Origin of the sequence: Oerskovia flava (genome assembly GCF_026163685.1) — a bacterium.
GTDB classification, from domain to species: Bacteria; Actinomycetota; Actinomycetes; order Actinomycetales; family Cellulomonadaceae; genus Oerskovia_A; species Oerskovia_A flava.
Genome location: NZ_JAOXSR010000009.1, coordinates 184,839 through 199,850, shown reverse-complemented (window position 1 = coordinate 199,850; position 15,012 = coordinate 184,839). Strand labels below are relative to the sequence as shown.

Annotated in this window: 14 protein-coding genes; 9 read left to right on the top strand and 5 right to left on the bottom strand. The window is 71.2% G+C overall.

Translation table 11 applies throughout. The features are described 5' to 3' along the window. Positions 1–161 (bottom strand): FAD-dependent oxidoreductase (locus OHL10_RS15055; RefSeq protein ID WP_265523050.1); only part of this gene is annotated, 161 nt, incomplete at its 3' end. 165 nt (positions 162–326) lie between these two features. On the opposite strand from OHL10_RS15055, the gene OHL10_RS15050 reads away from it, so the two are divergent. Continuing rightward, positions 327–1,571 carry an APC family permease gene (locus tag OHL10_RS15050; protein WP_265523035.1) on the top strand — a complete coding sequence of 415 codons (1,245 nt, stop codon included), beginning with the start codon at positions 327–329 and terminating at the stop codon, positions 1,569–1,571. Here OHL10_RS15050 and OHL10_RS15045 read toward each other — a convergent pair. Further along, complete coding sequence (locus OHL10_RS15045; protein ID WP_265523034.1) at positions 1,549–1,959, bottom strand: MerR family transcriptional regulator; 411 nt, start codon at positions 1,957–1,959, stop codon at positions 1,549–1,551. The two genes, OHL10_RS15050 and OHL10_RS15045, sit on opposite strands and share 23 nt — an antisense overlap. Positions 1,960–2,166: 207 nt before the next feature. Between OHL10_RS15045 and OHL10_RS15040 the strand changes: the two genes are divergently transcribed. Both OHL10_RS15040 and OHL10_RS15035 read left to right on the top strand, forming a co-directional pair. Then, positions 2,167–3,720, top strand: coding sequence for a SulP family inorganic anion transporter (locus tag OHL10_RS15040; RefSeq protein ID WP_425499019.1), 1,554 nt, complete (start codon positions 2,167–2,169; stop codon positions 3,718–3,720). Between the two features lie 61 nt (positions 3,721–3,781). After that, positions 3,782–5,470, top strand: coding sequence for a ribonuclease J (locus OHL10_RS15035; RefSeq protein ID WP_265523033.1), 1,689 nt, complete (start codon positions 3,782–3,784; stop codon positions 5,468–5,470). Positions 5,471–5,496: 26 nt separating this feature from the next. On the opposite strand, the gene OHL10_RS15030 is transcribed toward OHL10_RS15035, so the two are convergent. Then, positions 5,497–5,925, bottom strand: a complete 429-nt coding sequence (locus OHL10_RS15030; RefSeq protein ID WP_265523032.1) for a transferase — start codon at positions 5,923–5,925, stop codon at positions 5,497–5,499. Positions 5,926–6,167: 242 nt separating this feature from the next. Here OHL10_RS15030 and OHL10_RS15025 point away from each other — a divergent pair, with 242 nt between their 5' ends. From OHL10_RS15025 to OHL10_RS15005, 5 genes are all read left to right on the top strand, one after another. Next, a complete protein-coding gene (locus tag OHL10_RS15025; RefSeq protein WP_265523048.1) occupies positions 6,168–6,590 on the top strand; it encodes a DoxX family protein in 423 nt (140 codons plus the stop codon). Between the two features lie 23 nt (positions 6,591–6,613). Beyond that, positions 6,614–6,970, top strand: coding sequence for a hypothetical protein (locus tag OHL10_RS15020; RefSeq protein ID WP_265523031.1), 357 nt, complete (start codon positions 6,614–6,616; stop codon positions 6,968–6,970). Positions 6,971–7,145: 175 nt separating this feature from the next. Continuing rightward, positions 7,146–9,128, top strand: coding sequence for a hypothetical protein (locus tag OHL10_RS15015; protein ID WP_265523030.1), 1,983 nt, complete (start codon positions 7,146–7,148; stop codon positions 9,126–9,128). Positions 9,129–9,170: 42 nt separating this feature from the next. Beyond that, a complete protein-coding gene (locus OHL10_RS15010; protein ID WP_265523029.1) occupies positions 9,171–9,578 on the top strand; it encodes a RidA family protein in 408 nt (135 codons plus the stop codon). Between the two features lie 65 nt (positions 9,579–9,643). Next, on the top strand, positions 9,644–10,867 hold the full coding sequence (locus tag OHL10_RS15005; protein WP_265523028.1) for a Fic family protein: 1,224 nt from the start codon (positions 9,644–9,646) through the stop codon (positions 10,865–10,867). Between the two features lie 662 nt (positions 10,868–11,529). Here the strand turns inward: OHL10_RS15005 and OHL10_RS15000 are convergent. Beyond that, positions 11,530–11,892 (bottom strand): DUF2750 domain-containing protein, encoded by a 363-nt coding sequence (locus tag OHL10_RS15000; RefSeq protein ID WP_265523027.1) that lies wholly within the window; start codon positions 11,890–11,892, stop codon positions 11,530–11,532. Between the two features lie 162 nt (positions 11,893–12,054). Between OHL10_RS15000 and OHL10_RS18675 the strand changes: the two genes are divergently transcribed. Further along, positions 12,055–12,984, top strand: a complete 930-nt coding sequence (locus tag OHL10_RS18675; protein WP_322645572.1) for a cold-shock protein — start codon at positions 12,055–12,057, stop codon at positions 12,982–12,984. Between the two features lie 34 nt (positions 12,985–13,018). Here OHL10_RS18675 and OHL10_RS14975 read toward each other — a convergent pair whose 3' ends face one another. Beyond that, positions 13,019–14,530, bottom strand: coding sequence for an SDR family NAD(P)-dependent oxidoreductase (locus tag OHL10_RS14975; RefSeq protein WP_265523026.1), 1,512 nt, complete (start codon positions 14,528–14,530; stop codon positions 13,019–13,021). Between the last annotated feature and the right edge of the window lie 482 nt (positions 14,531–15,012).

The following is a 15,012-nucleotide window of genomic DNA, read 5'->3' as shown; positions in this document are numbered from 1 at the left end:
TCCGTGGTGTTCATCAACGCACCACCAGCCGTCACCGACCCCGCCACCACCACCGGAGCCAACCCCGCCCGCGCCGCATACACCGCAGCCGTCCACCCCGCAGGACCCGACCCCACGATCACCACGTCCTCGATCGGGCTCTCGCTCTGGTTCTCGGTCATGGTGCTCGCCTCTCGTCGCTGTATCGAACTGCGTCTATATTGACACGGGCCGATGCAGGGAGCAAGGGCTGTATCGATGGCTATCAATATAGATGGACGCTCGACGGACACGACGTCGGACGGGCCGTAGGGTGTGCGCGACGGAACTCGAGGACAGGGTGGGCGATGAGCGAGCTGAAGCGGTCGCTGGGCCTGGCCGACGCCGTATCGATCGGCCTCGGGTCCATGATCGGGGCCGGGATCTTCGTGGCCCTCGCGCCGGCCGCGGAGGCCGCGGGCGGAGCCCTGCTGCTCGCGCTCGCGGTCGCCGCGGTCGTGGCGTGGGCGAACGCGACGTCGTCGGCCCGGCTCGCCGCCGTGCTCCCGTCCTCGGGCGGCACCTACGTGTTCGGGCGGGAGCGCCTCGGCCCGTTCTGGGGCTACCTCGCGGGGTGGAGCTTCGTCGTCGGCAAGACGGCCTCCTGCGCCGCGATGGCGCTCACCGTCGGGCTGTACGTCTCGCCGCCGCACGCGCCCGCCGTGGCCGTCGCGGCAGTCGTCCTGCTCACCGCGGTGAGCTACCGGGGGGTGCAGCGGTCCGCGCGCCTCACGCGGGTGATCGTCGCCGTCGTGCTCGCGGTGCTCGCCGCCGTCGTGGTCACCACGCTCGTCGGCACGGGCGCCACGCCCTGGGAGCCGATGTCGCTCGACGCCGGTGCCCGCGGGATCCTCCAGGCGGCCGGGCTGCTGTTCTTCGCGTTCGCCGGCTACGCCCGCATCGCGACGCTGGGGGAGGAGGTGCGGGACCCGGCGCGCACCATCCCGCGCGCCGTCACGATCTCGCTCGCGGTGACCCTCGTCGTCTACGCGGTCGTGGCGGTCGCCGTGCTGCGCGTCCTCGGTCCGGACGGCCTCGCGACGTCCGACGCCCCGCTCGTCGACGCGGTCCGCGCGGCCGGGGCGCCCGGGCTGGCGCCGGTCGTCCAGGTCGGCGCCGTGATCGCCGCGCTCGGGTCGCTGCTCGCACTGATCCTGGGCGTCTCGCGCACCACGCTCGCCATGGCGCGCGACCGGCACCTGCCGCACGCGCTGGCCGCGGTGCACCCCCGGTTCGGCGTCCCGCACCGCGCGGAGCTCGCCGTCGGCCTGGTCGTCGCGGTGGTCGCGGCGACGGGCGACGTGCGCGCGGCGATCGGCTTCTCGTCGTTCGGTGTCCTCGTCTACTACGCCATCGCCAACGCGTCCGCGTGGACGCTCCCGCGCGCCCAGGGCGGGCCGCCGCGCGTCGTGCCGGCCGTCGGGCTCGTCGGCTGCCTCGTCGTGGCGTTCTCCCTGCCCGTCGGCTCCGTCGTGGCCGGTGCCGCGGTGCTCGCCGCCGGGGCGGCCTGGTACGGGGTGCGGCGTCTCGTCAGACCGCGCGCAGGATCGTGATGAACTCGTCCGCCATGTCGAGCTTGCGGGCGAGGTCGGCCCGGCGCTCCTGCGCCGCAGCGAGGTGCTCCGCGAGGCGTGCCCGGGCGGCGTCCGCGCCCTCGGGCGTGGCGGTCAGGGTGTCGACGGCGTCCAGCAGGTCCGCCATCTCCTCGAGCGTGAACCCGAGCGGCTTCATGCGCCGGACGAGCAGCAGCCGCTCGACGTCGCGCTCGGTGTAGAGGCGGAACCCGCCCTCGGTGCGGGCGGACGGGCGCAGGAGTCCGACGTCGTCGTAGTGCCGCAGGGTGCGCAGGGAGAGGCCGGTGCGTTCGGCGACCGCGCCGATGTGGATCGTCGCGCCGAGGTCGTCGGCGCCTCGCGGCGGCGGGGGAGGTGTGGTGGGCACGGCCTGCTCTCGTCCGGGATGTGGTGCAGCGGTGTTGCAACTCTACCCTCACGTCAGGGTAGAGTTCGTCGGGTCGGTGCGACGGACCGATCCTCTCCCGTCGCCGTCCGGCCTGTCACACCGCGCGCTGACGCGCCCCTCTGCCACCCGCTGCACACCCGGCCAGACCGGGCCGCGCCCGCGCGCCCACGACCGAACGGATCTCTCGTGACCGACGACGCCCGCCCGCCACTGTCCGACCCCGCGCCCGGCCCGCGTCCCGTCAAGGCTGCGCCCGAGGCCGACGAGGCGCACTCGGTCCTCGCGGCCCTGAGGTCGCCGAAGCGGCTGCGCGTCGAGGTCCTCGCCGGCCTCGTCGTCGCGCTGGCGCTCATCCCCGAGGCCATCGCGTTCTCGATCATCGCGGGCGTCGACCCGCGGCTCGGTCTCTTCGCCTCGTTCACCATGGCCGTCTCGATCGCGTTCCTCGGCGGACGCCCCGCCATGATCTCCGCGGCGACGGGGGCCGTCGCGCTGGTCATCGCCCCGGTCGCCCGTGACTACGGCATCGAGTACTTCATCGCGACGGTGATCCTCGCCGGGATCTTCCAGGTGATCCTCGGCATCCTCGGCGTCGCGAAGATCATGCGGTTCATCCCGCGCTCGGTCATGGTCGGCTTCGTCAACGCCCTGGCGATCCTCATCTTCATGTCCCAGGTGCCGCACCTGCTCGACGTGCCGTTCGTCGTCTACCCGCTGGTCGCCGTCGGCATCGCCATCATGGTGTTCATGCCGCGGCTCACCAAGGTGGTCCCGGCGCCGCTCGTCGCGATCGTGCTCCTCACCGTGGTCACCGTCGCCGCCGCCATCGCGGTGCCGACGGTCGGCGACGAAGGCGAGCTGCCCGACAGCCTGCCCTCCCTCCTGGTCCCGGACGTGCCGTTCACGCTCGAGACGTTCCAGATCATCGCGCCGTTCGCGCTCGCGATGGCGCTCGTCGGCATCCTCGAGTCGTTGCTGACCGCCAAGCTCGTCGACGACGTCACCGACACGCACTCCAACAAGACGCGCGAGGCGTGGGGCCAGGGCGCCGCGAACGTCATCACCGGCTTCTTCGGCGGCATGGGCGGCTGCGCCATGATCGGCCAGACGATGATCAACGTGAAGGCGTCCGGTGCGCGCACCCGGATCTCGACGTTCCTCGCCGGCATCTTCCTGCTGATCCTCGTCGTGGGGCTCGGCGACGTCGTCGCGATCATCCCCATGGCGGCGCTCGTCGCGGTGATGATCATGGTCTCGGTCGGCACGTTCGACTGGCACTCCGTGCAGCTCGGCACGCTGCGGCGGATGCCGAAGAGCGAGACGGCCGTGATGCTCGCGACCGTCGTGGTGACGGTCTGGACGCACAACCTCGCGTACGGGGTGATGGTCGGCGTGCTCGTCGCGATGGTGCTCTTCGCCCAGCGGGTCGCGCACTTCACGACCGTGACCCGCCTCGACGCGTCCGACGAGGACGACCAGCGCGTCTACGCCGTCGAGGGCGAGCTGTTCTTCGCCTCGTCGAACGACCTGGTGTACCAGTTCGACTACTCGGGCGACCCGAAGAACATCGTCATCGACATGACGAACGCCCACATCTGGGACGCTTCCACCGTGGCGACGCTCGACGCGATCACCAGGAAGTACGAGTCCCGGGGCAAGTCCGTGACCATCCTCGGGATGAACGCCGACAGCGCCGCGCGGCACGGCAGGCTCGCCGGGAACCTGGGCGGGGAGCACTGAGTGCCCCGCACCGCCTAGGCTGGCCCCAGCGTCCCTCGTAACCTTTCGGAGTCCTCACCTGATGCAGACCGTCCACCAGCGCCGCCTGACCACCCCGCCCCCGGTCCCGCCGGGCGCCCTTCGCGTGACCCCGCTGGGCGGTGTGGGCGAGATCGGGCGCAACATGACGGTCTTCGAGCACGCCGGCCGGCTGCTCGTCGTCGACTGCGGTGTCCTGTTCCCCGAGGAGACCCAGCCGGGCATCGACGTCATCCTCCCGGACTTCTCGTCGCTGCGCGGGCGGCTCGACGAGATCGAGGCGATCGTCCTCACGCACGGCCACGAGGACCACATCGGCGGTGTGCCCTACCTGCTCAAGGAGCGGCCGGACATCCCCGTGATCGGCTCGCAGCTGACGCTGGCGTTCATCACCGCCAAGCTCAAGGAGCACAAGATCCGCCCGGTGACCGTCCAGGTCAGCGAGGGGGACCGGCACAAGGCGGGTCCGTTCGACCTCGAGTTCGCCGCGGTGAACCACTCCATCCCGGACGGTCTCGCGATCGTCATCCGCACGGCCGCGGGACTCGTCCTGCACACCGGCGACTTCCGGATGGACCAGTTCCCCCTCGACGGGCGCCTGACGGACCTGCCCGCCTTCGGGCGCTTCGGCGACGAGGGCGTGGACCTGCTGCTGTCGGACTCCACGAACGCCGAGGTCCCGGGCTTCACCCTGTCCGAGAGCGAGCTCACGCCCGCGATCGACAAGGTGTTCGCGACCTCTCCGCGACGGGTGATCGTCTCCAGCTTCGCCAGCCACGTCCACCGCATCCAGCAGGTGCTCGACGCGTCCCACGCGCACGGCCGCAAGGTCGCGTTCGTCGGCCGGTCGATGGTGCGCAACATGGGCATCGCCCGTGACCTCGGCTACCTGAAGATCCCGCGCGGTCTCGTCGTCGAGTTCAACAAGACGCGATCCATGGACGAGTCCAAGGTGACGCTCGTGTGCACCGGCTCGCAGGGCGAACCCATGGCCGCGCTCGCGCGCATGGCGAACTCCGAGCACCAGGTGCGCATCGGCGAGGGCGACACCGTCCTCATGGCCAGCTCGCTCATCCCGGGCAACGAGAACGCCATCTACGGCATCATCAACAAGCTCACCGACCTCGGCGCGAACGTCGTCCACAAGGGCAACGCCAAGGTCCACGTGTCCGGCCACGCCAGCGCCGGCGAGCTCATCTACTGCTACAACATCCTGCGCCCGCGCAACGTCATGCCGGTGCACGGCGAGTCCAAGCACCTGCACGCCAACGCGGCGCTCGCCGCCCGCACGGGTGTCCCCGAGGACCACATCGTCATCCCGCGCGACGGCGTCACGGTCGACCTGGTCGACGGGCACGCGAAGATCAGCGGCCAGGTCGCGGCCGACCTCGTCTACGTCGACGGCCCCACCGTGGGCCGGGCGAACGAGAACACCCTCGAGGAGCGTCGTCAGCTCAGCGCCGGCGGTGTCGTGAGCGTCCTCGTGCTCCTCAAGCCGGGGACCAACGAGCTCGCCGAGCCCCTGGAGTACATCTTCCGCGGGTTCGTCCACGACGACCACACGCTCGACGGCGCCGCGGCAGACGTGGAGAAGGCCCTCGCCCAGGCCTCGGAGCGCGGCATCGACGACAGCACGCGCCTCGAGCCCCTCGTCGCGAAGGCCGTCGCCCGTTACATCGCCCGCACGACGCGCCGGGAGCCCGTGGTCATCGCCACCGTCATGGACGCCTGACGCGTCCGGGGCGTCCGGCGCCCCGGCTACGCGGCGATGTCGAGCCCGGCCCGGCGTCCCGGACCGGTACGGCGGGTGACCACCGTGCCGTCGGGGACGGCGGCGTCGGGCTCGACGCGCACGCCGTCCTCGACGACGACGTCCCGGCCGATCTGCGCGCGGCTGCCGAGGCGTGCGGCGTCGCCGACGCGCGTACACGGACCGACGTGCACCGCGTCGCCGATGACGACGTCCTCGCCGACCTGCGCGTCGTGGTCCAACCAGCTGCCCGCCCCGACGCGCGTCCCGGCGCCGACACGCGCGCCCGCCTCGACGTACGCCGTCGGGGCGAGCATGGCGCTCGGGTGCACCCGAGCCGTGGGGGCGACGAGGCCCCCGCCGTTCTCGTGGCGGACGTAGCGGACGATCTCGCCGTGGTCGTTCTCGAACTCCACACGCTTGGTCAGTCGTGCCATACAACCTCCTCATGTCGTCGGGCACGTCGCCGCGAGGCGTTACTGCTCGCCGGCACGGGCGCCCGGAGGGTCTTGTGACATAACGCACGAGCGAGCGTCGGTGTTCCCTGACCGCCCGCAGGCGGGCCTATGTCACAGGGCGCCGGACTCTCCTCGGAAGTCGTCGCCGGGTGCCGCCCTCGGGTGCGTGGCACGATGCTGGAGTGACCCGACCTCGCACCCGGTCCCTCGTCCGCTCCCTCCTGGCACCCGCCCCGCCGACCACTCGGCGGCGTACGGCCGGGCGGTGGGCGCTCGGCGCGCTCCTGCTCACCGCCGGGACGAGCCACCTGACCTTCGGGCGCGAGGAGTTCCTCGCGCAGGTCCCGGACTGGGTCCCGCTCGACGGCGACACCGTCGTCCTCGCCTCGGGGTTCGTCGAGATCGGGCTCGGGGGAGCGCTGCTCGTCCTGCCCCGGCGTCGGGTCGCGGTGGGTTGGCTCGCCGCGGCGTTCTTCGTCGCGATCTTCCCCGGGAACATCTCGCAGTACGTGACGCAGACGGACGGGTTCGGGCTCGACACCGACCGCGCCCGCGCGATCCGCCTGCTGTTCCAACCGTTGCTCGTGCTCTGGGCGCTGTGGTCCACTGGGGCGTGGCGGGATCGACCCCGCCGGGATGCGTGACGCCGCGTCGAGGAGGTCTCGCGATGAGCACCGCAGACAGGCAGCAGCGAGAACGGTCCGGGGTCCGTGACCACCGACGACGTGCGCGCGGGCTGGTCGCCGCAGGCCTCGTCCTGGTGGTGCTCGCGCTGGGAGCGTGTGCGGCCGGCCCCAACCCCGAGCTCGGCACGGCCTCCCCGGACGGCGACGTCGCGGGGTTCTGGCTCGGTCTCTGGCAGGGGATCATCCTGCCGTTCACGTTCGTCGTCTCCCTGTTCACCGACGACGTGACGATCTACGAGGTGCACAACAACGGCAACTGGTACGACGTCGGGTTCGTCCTCGGCCTCGGGGTCTTCGTGGGCGGGCCGTTCGGCGCGCGCCGCGGCCGCCGCGGCTGAGCCGCTCGTCCGGCTGTACCTCGCCGTCCCGCGCGGGTCCCGTTCCGCGATACAGTTCCGCCCGACGACGCCCACCAGGTCTGCACGAGGACCGGCCGCGGAGGTGTCCGGCAGGGGTTCTCGACGCAGCGGACGGACGGCGCAGACGGTGGCAGCAGCACGCAGGGGTGCAGGGGTGCGCGGCGCTGCCGTCGCCGTCGGAGCGGCGCTCCTCGTGGGGTCGACGTTCCTCGTCGGGCCGGGTGCGGCCGCCCAGGAGGGGCTGTTCGAGGGCTCGCACAGCAGGTTCGAGTACTCGGCGTCCGGTGGTGAGGTCGACGCGACCGTGACGCTCACGCTCCGCAACGACACCCCTGGCGACGGCGCCTACTTCTACTACTGGGACGAGTACGCCATCCCGGTCCCGTCGAGCGCCGAGGATGTGCGCGCGGTGAGCGGCGGCGCGGACCTGCGGGTCACGCTGGAGCCCTCGGACGACCCGAACACGACGTTCGCGACCGCCGCCTTCTCGCCCCTGAACTACGGCAGGACGCGGACCGTCGAGTGGACCTACACCATCCCGGGCGAGCCGATCCGCTCGCCCGGGTACACGCGCGTCGGGCGCGGGTACGCCACGTTCCCGGCGCAGGGCGTGGGCGACCCGGGCGAGGTCGAGGTGGAGGTGGTGCTGCCGGAGTCGATGTCGTTCGACGCCACGGCCGACATCTTCGAACGGAGGGGCACGGGGAAGACCGTCACCTACACGGCGACGGACAGCACCGACGAGTTCGGCATCTGGGCGATCGTGTCCGCGCGCGACCCGCAGGAGGCCGACGAGCGCGAGATCGAGGTCGGCGACGTCACCCTCACCCTGCGGAGCTTCCCCGGTGACGACGAGTGGATCGACTTCGTCGACGAGCAGGTGACGGCGGGTCTGCCCGTCGTCGAGGAGATGCTGGGGCACTCGTGGCCGGGAGGGTTGGAGACGATCCGCGAGGACGTCTCGCCGCAGGTCCTCGGGTACGCGTGGTTCGACCCGGACGAGCAGGAGATCGTCATCCCGGAGGACCTCGACGAGGCGCTCCTCTTTCACGAGCTGACCCATGCGTGGCTCAACCCCGAGCACATCGAGGGCCGCTGGCTCTACGAGGGGCTCACGGAGGTCGTGGCGCACCGCGTGGTGGAGAGGACCGGCGGTACGTCGGAACCGCGGGACGCCCCCCAGCGCTCCGCGAAGCACGCGCTGCCGCTGGTGGACTGGCAGGAGCCCGAGTCCGAGCTCACGCATGAGATCGACGACTACGCCTACCCGGCCGCCTTCACGGCGGTCTCCGAGCTGCTCGGCGACCTCGACGACGAGACGTTCACCGAGGTCGTGGCGGCCGCGTACGCCGGTGAGGGTGCCTTCGAGGTCCCGGGCTCGGTCGAGGTGAACAGCACGCGCACGCAGTGGCGGCGCTTCCTCGACCTGGTCGAGGTCCGTGCCGGTGTCACGGGCGGCGACGAGGTCATGCGGACCTGGGTGGTGGACGCGGACGAGCACGACCGGCTCGACGAGCGGACGGACGCCCTCACGGCATACACGACGCTCGACGAGGCCGACGGCGACTGGCAGCCTCCCGTCGGGCTCCGATCGGCCATGACCCAGTGGCGCTACCCGCGTGCCGACGAGATCGTCACGACGATCAGCTCGTCGGCGGAGCAGGCGGGCGCGGTGCAGGACGCCGCCGCCGAGGTGGGGCTGCCCGAGCCCGCTGCCGTCCGCGCTCTGTACGAGAACGCCCGCGAGGACGACGAGTACACGGCACTGGCGACCGTGCTCCCGCAGGCGGTCGAGGTGGTGGAGCAGGTCGGCGAGGCGTCGAGCACGGTCGCGGCCGACGGCGACCCCTTCACCGAGCTGGGGGAGCGGCTCCTCGACGTCGACCAGACGGCCGCCGACGCACGCACCGCGCTCGACGAGGGCGAGCTCGACGACGCCGCCGCGCTCGCCGAGACCACGACGAGCCGCTCCGGCCTGGCCCTGTGGCTCGGCCTCGGGGTCGTCGTCCTGCCGCTCGCCCTGCTGGGTGGCCTTGTCGTCGGCGTGGTGCGCTTCCGGCGTCGTCGGCGGAACGCCCCGCCCACCGACGACGACGTCCCCGCACCTCCCGTGGTGGAGGTCGCGCCCCAGGCGTGAGCTCGGCGCACGTCACGGGGCCGTACCTGAGAGGATCGGCGGATGCCGAGCTCTGTCCAGCTGATCCGCGCCTCCACCCTCTCCGGCGTCGCCGAGTACGCGTACGCCTCTACCGCACCGAAGGACGCCCGACTGATCTTCCTCGCGGGTTCCTGCCCGCTCGACGAGGACGGCGAGACCGTCGCCGTCGGTGACTACGCGGGCCAGGCTGCCGCCTGCATCGAGACGATGACCCGCGCACTGGCAGCCGCCGGCGCGACCATCAGCGACGTCATCAGCACACGCGTACTCGTCGCGTCGTCCGCGCAGGCGGACCTCGTCGCCGCGTGGGAGGTCGTGCGGGACGCGTTCGGCGAGCACGACGTCCCCAGCACACTTCTGGGCGTCACGGTGCTGGGGTACGACCACCAGCTGGTCGAGATCGAAGCCGTCGCCGCCGTCGTGGACTGACCCACAACTGATAACTCACCCCGGGCTGCACTTATCAGTTAATCGATAACTGATAACCTCGAGGGGTGGTGGGTGATCAGATGCAGTGGCGTGCGCTGGCGGCTGAGCAGCTCGAGTGGCGCTACGCGCGCGCGGGCACCATGGGCCGGGCCACTGCCCGCTCCTACACCGCCGCGATCCCCGCGGTGATCGCCGACCTCCCCGTGACGCTCCCTGCTGGCCTCGCGGCCGAGGCCGACGAGGCATCCCGCGAGATCGCTCGGTTCGACGCTGAGTTGGGCGGTGAGCTCGCGCCGTTCACCACGGTGCTGTTGCGCAGTGAGTCCGCTGCTTCGTCCAAGATCGAGCGCCTGACGGCGTCCGCGCGTCAGATCGCGATGGCCGAGCTCGGCGCTGCGAAGTTCGGGTCCAACGCTCCGACGATCGTCGCCAACACCCGCGCGTTGCGCGCAGCACTCGCCCTGTCCCAGGAGCCCGACCAGGACGCGATCCTGCGCATGCATCATGCCCTAATGGAGCAGGACGATCCCGAGCAGACGGGGCACTGGCGCACCGAGCAGGTGTGGATCGGAGGGTCGGACCATTCGCCCGCCGGGGCCGACTTCGTCCCCCCGCACCACGAACGCGTGCCGTCAGCGATCGACGATCTCGTCGCGTTCATCGCACGCGACGACATCCCTCCGCTGGTGCACGTCGCGATCGCGCACGCCCAGTTCGAGACGATCCACCCCTTCACCGACGGCAACGGGCGCACGGGGCGCGCCCTCGTCCAGGCCATGATGCACAGCTCGGGCCTGACCCGGAACGTCACGATGCCGTTGTCCGCAGGGCTCCTCGCTGACGTCGAGAACTACTACGCGGCGCTCGACGCCTACCGCCAGGGGCATCCCGAGGCGCTCATCGACCAGTTCGTCCGTGCCAGCACCCGCGCCGTCGGCAACGGGCGGAAGCTCGTGCAGGACGTCCGCACGATCCGCGCGGACTGGGACGAGCGGATCCACGCGCGCCGAGGGTCTCGCACCTACGACGTCGCGGACCTCCTCACCCGTCAGCCCGTCGTCAACGCGCAGATGCTGGACGGCGAGCTCGGGATCGGCCCCACCAACGTCCGCCGACACATGGACCTGCTCACCAAGGCCGGGATCGTCAACGAGACGCGAGTGCACCGCAAGGGCGTCGTGTGGTCGGCCATGGAGATCCTCAGTGCACTCGACGACTTCGCCGAGCGTGCCGGCAAGCGGCGACCTGCCTACGGGCACGCAGCACCGCTGGCATCTCCCGACGAGTAGGCGGCGCTCCCCGTGAACGACGGTCACTCAGTGGTGCGCCAGCGGTTCACGAGGGTGGGGCCGGGGCGGCCCCAGTTGCCATCGATCCAGAGGCTGTCGACGAATCCGTCGGCGGGGACCAGCGGTGCTCGATGAGGGTGTTGACGGCGCGCCGTGCGTCGTCCTGATCGAGCCCGCAGGTGGCGATCGAGTCCCGGACATCGTCGGGCAGCGGGTCACGCTCCCCGAGCCGCACCAGAGGGTGCGTCTCGCGCCATGCATCGAACCCATCTGGTCCGACCGTGGCGAACTGCCGGGTACAGCGCGGCTCCGTCGTCGACGCCCCAGGGCGTCAGGTCGACGACGTTGACCACACGCTCCTCGCCCGCGCGATACTCCTGGCGACGCGGAAGACACGCGATCTGAAGGTCGACCGGGTACTGCGTGCGGGGGTGAAGCCTCCTGGCGGTGGCGACCACGGCCGACCTTCCCTGAAGCTGATGGCGGCGACCGTCAGCGTCGACGATGTCGAACTGGACCAGCCCGGACAGCGAGTCGTACGTGACCCATCGCGTGGCCTGGCCACGAAGCATCAGCACGTTCGCATCTTCGCAGACTGCGTGCAGCCGACGTCCGCGCGTGGTTGCCACCGGCAGCGCCACGGTCTTCCTGAGGGGAGTTCCTCAGCGATGTCCTCGTGAGGCGCTCCTGAGGCTCGCCGCGACGGCACGTGGTTGCGTGTCGTACCCCGTGGCGCGCTCGCCCGACCAGTTGAGACCCACGAGCAGGCTGTCAGCGGTGAGACCTGGAAGCCAGCGCTGGAGGAACTCGTCGAGCGGGATCTCCTGGACCGCGAAGCCGACGTAAGCCGGCACCTGCGCGATCACCCGTTCAGCGCGGCTCTTCGCGGACCAGAAGGGCATGGCGCGCTGCCCCGAGGAGTCCGCCGGCGCGGGGATGCCGCCGTCGTCACGGACGGTCCAGACCGTCCCCGAAGCGACGGCCTCACGGTAGAACGCGGCAGCGTGGGCGGCGCTTGTGCTCATGGGTCGAGTGTCTCCCTGTGCCGTGCACGAGCGGTAGTTCCTGATCAGCTCCGTCGACGTCGAGCGTGCGCGAACGACGCCGGAAACGGCTGGACCCACGTGTCTGCGCTCCGGTCGGCGACAATGGGTGACAGCAATGTTGGAAGAGACTAGGAGTTCTCAGTGCCTCAAGGAACTGTCCGATGGTTCGACGCCGACCGAGGGTTCGGTTTCATCGACCTCGGGAACGAGGCCGAGGACCTGTTCGTGCACGCGTCCGAGATCGTCGGCGACGACGGTCCGAAGCAGCTCCGCGAGGGTCAGGCCGTCGAGTTCGAGGTGGGCGAGGGGAGCCGTGGCCCGCAGGCGCGCCGTGTCCGCGTCACGGGCGAGCGCGCCGCCGACGCGCCCGTGGGCGTGCTCGGCACCGTCACCTGGTACGAGCCGGCGAAGGGATACGGCTTCGTCACGCCCGACGACGGTCGCGGCGAGACCTTCGTGCACAGCTCGGCCATCGTTGGGGGCGGTGTGATCTCGCAGGGGCAGCGGGTGGCGTTCCTCGTCGTCGACGGGGAGAAGGGGCCGCAGGCGGACCACCTGCTACCGCTCGCGGCGGAGGCTGCACGGCCGGCGTCGGACGGCGCGGACGGCACGGTGTCCTGGTATGAGGACGCCAAGGGCTTCGGGTTCATCGCTCCCGACGCAGGTGGCGCGGACGTCTTCGTCCACGTCAAGGCGCTCGGCTCCGGGTTGACCGAGCTCTCCGAGGGCGCGCGCGTGACGTATGACGTCGTCGACGGCGACAAGGGGCCGAACGCCCGCAACGTGCAGCTCGTGCGCGGCTCCGGGAGTGCGCGCCCGGCCACGGACCGGGGTCGATCGAACCGTCCCGCGGCATCCGGCGGGCCGGTGCGCGGAGGTGAGGGCACCGTCGCGCGCTACGACGCGGAGCGAGGTTTCGGCTTCATCACCCCTGACGCCGGGGGCGAGGACCTGTTCGTCCACGTGTCGGTCGTGCGAGGTGCCGAGTCGCTGGAGCAGGGCGACCGTGTCCGGTACAAGGTGCGTCAGAGCGACCGGGGGCCGCAGGCCGACAGCGTCGAGCTGGTGTGAGCGAGAGTTCGTATGGTCCGCTGACTACGCGCTCTCACCATGGCGAGGGCGCGTAGTCCTTGAGGAAGCACCCGTAGAGATCCTCGCCCGCCTCGCCCCGGACGATCGGGTCGTAGACTCGCGCGGCGCCGTCCACCAGGTCGAGCGGTGCATGGAATCCCTCCTGAGCGAGCCGCACCTTTGTGGCATGGGGTCGCTCGTCCGTGATCCACCCGGTGTCCGCAGCCGTCATCAGGATCCCGTCGGCGAGCATCTCGGACGCGCTGGTGCGCGTCAGCATGTTGAGCGCCGCCTTGCTCATGTTCGTGTGCGGATGACCGGGGCCCTTGTAGCCGCGGGAGAACACCCCCTCCATCGCGGAGACGTTCACGATGTACGTCCGTCGAGCCGGCGACGCGGCGAGGGCGTCCCGTAGCCGGCTGATCAGGATGAAGGGCGCGGTCTGGTTGCACAGCTGGACCTCGAGCAGCTCCATCGGGTCGACCTGGTCGACCGTCGCGACCCAGCTGTTCGTCGCGGTCGTGTCGGGGATCAGCCCGCCGGCGTCGATCGAGGTGCCCGCCACAAGCCGCTCGAGGCTCGCGGCCTCCGCGGTCAGCGACTGTGCGACGAGCTCGTCAGCGGCGGTGCGGGCAGCGCGCTCGATGGCCAGCTCGGGGCTCGACAGCTCAGTCACCGAGCCGGCGAGGGCTCGGGGGTGCGCGTCGCTCGTGTGGCCGAAGGTCGTGATCAGGCGCTCGGCCTCGGCCGCCAGGGGTGCCTGCTCCGCCTCGGCGATCCGCGTGTACGCCCCGGGCGACCGGCGCACGGTCTGGGCGGCATTGTTGATGAGGACGTCCAGCGGTCCCTGTGAGGCGACGTGGTCTGCCAGCGCCACCACCTGCGCCGGGTCGCGCAGGTCGATCCCGACGACGTGCAACCGGTGGAGCCAGTCGCCGGCGTCCTCCATGGCGCTGAACCGCCGGACGGCGTCGCGGGGGAACCGCGTCGTGATCGTCAGGTCGGCGCCGTCGCGCAGCAGCCGCAGTGCGATGTACATGCCGATCTTGGCGCGTCCGCCCGTCAGCAGAGCCCGCCGGCCGGTCAGGTCGGTGCGCGCGCCCCGCTTGGCGTGGTGGATCGCGGCACAGGCCGGACAGAGCTGGTGGTAGAAGGCATCGACGATCGTGTAGTCCTGCTTGCAGACGTAGCAGGGCCGTGCGCGCCGCAGGGTGCCGGCGACGGCACCGGTCGTCGCCGATGTCAGCGGGATCCCGTTCGTCTCGTCGTCGATCCGTCCCGGGCTGCCGGTAGCGGTCGCGGCGACGACGGCCGTGTCGGCTGCGTTCTGGACCCTACGCCGTTCGGTGCGCCGGTGCTTCTTGGCGGCCTTGAACAGGTTGGACGACGCGCGGCGGGCGGCGGTGTGCTGCTCGTGCGTCTGCGGCAGCACCGCGACCTGGTCCATGACGCGCAGGAACGTCGCGAAGTCGGCGGGGTCGATGCCGTGCGGCTCAGGAGCCGTGTCGTCGGGGTGGTCCACCGACGTGATCGTGTGCGCGCTCATACGGCGTCCGTCCTGCAGAGGGGAGGCTGTCGCGGTCCCGCGTGCCCCACGAATCGTACGCGGCCGCTGCCGGCCCGCCCGTCTACGTTCCGTCGAGGGCGGGCGCCCCTGTCAGGGAAGCCTGGTCTCCAGCGCTGACGGGGCGGCCGCGAGCGATGCCCGGAGCAAGACGCACAGCTCGGCACGGGTCGCCCTCGTCTCGGCGCCCGGCGCCGACCGCCAGGTGTCCACGGCGGCCCGGTGGCCGGCAACCGCGACGGCGCACACGCGGGAATAGGCACACGCGACTCAAAGTTGAGCCTAGTGGACTCAAGTTCACGGCTGCGGGCTTGCATGACGCGGGCACTCGGCATAACTTGAGTGAAGACGACTCAACCTGGTCGCCCGGGCGTCATCGCCGTCGGGCACGGGACGAGTCCTCCAGACCACACCCGTGGGGGCAGTTCAGCCCTCCACGACGTCAGCAACACGGAGGAACGAAC

Excerpts from the sequence above, each read along its gene's own strand:
- OHL10_RS15050 (WP_265523035.1), top strand. The coding sequence starts at position 327 with ATGAGCGAGCTGAAGCGGTCGCTGGGCCTGGCCGACGCCGTATCGATC.
- OHL10_RS15035 (WP_265523033.1), top strand. The coding sequence starts at position 3,782 with ATGCAGACCGTCCACCAGCGCCGCCTGACCACCCCGCCCCCGGTCCCG.
- OHL10_RS15030 (WP_265523032.1), bottom strand. The coding sequence starts at position 5,925 with ATGGCACGACTGACCAAGCGTGTGGAGTTCGAGAACGACCACGGCGAG.
- OHL10_RS15020 (WP_265523031.1), top strand. The coding sequence starts at position 6,614 with ATGAGCACCGCAGACAGGCAGCAGCGAGAACGGTCCGGGGTCCGTGAC.
- OHL10_RS15010 (WP_265523029.1), top strand. The coding sequence starts at position 9,171 with ATGCCGAGCTCTGTCCAGCTGATCCGCGCCTCCACCCTCTCCGGCGTC.
- OHL10_RS15000 (WP_265523027.1), bottom strand. The coding sequence starts at position 11,892 with ATGAGCACAAGCGCCGCCCACGCTGCCGCGTTCTACCGTGAGGCCGTC.
- OHL10_RS14975 (WP_265523026.1), bottom strand. The coding sequence starts at position 14,530 with ATGAGCGCGCACACGATCACGTCGGTGGACCACCCCGACGACACGGCT.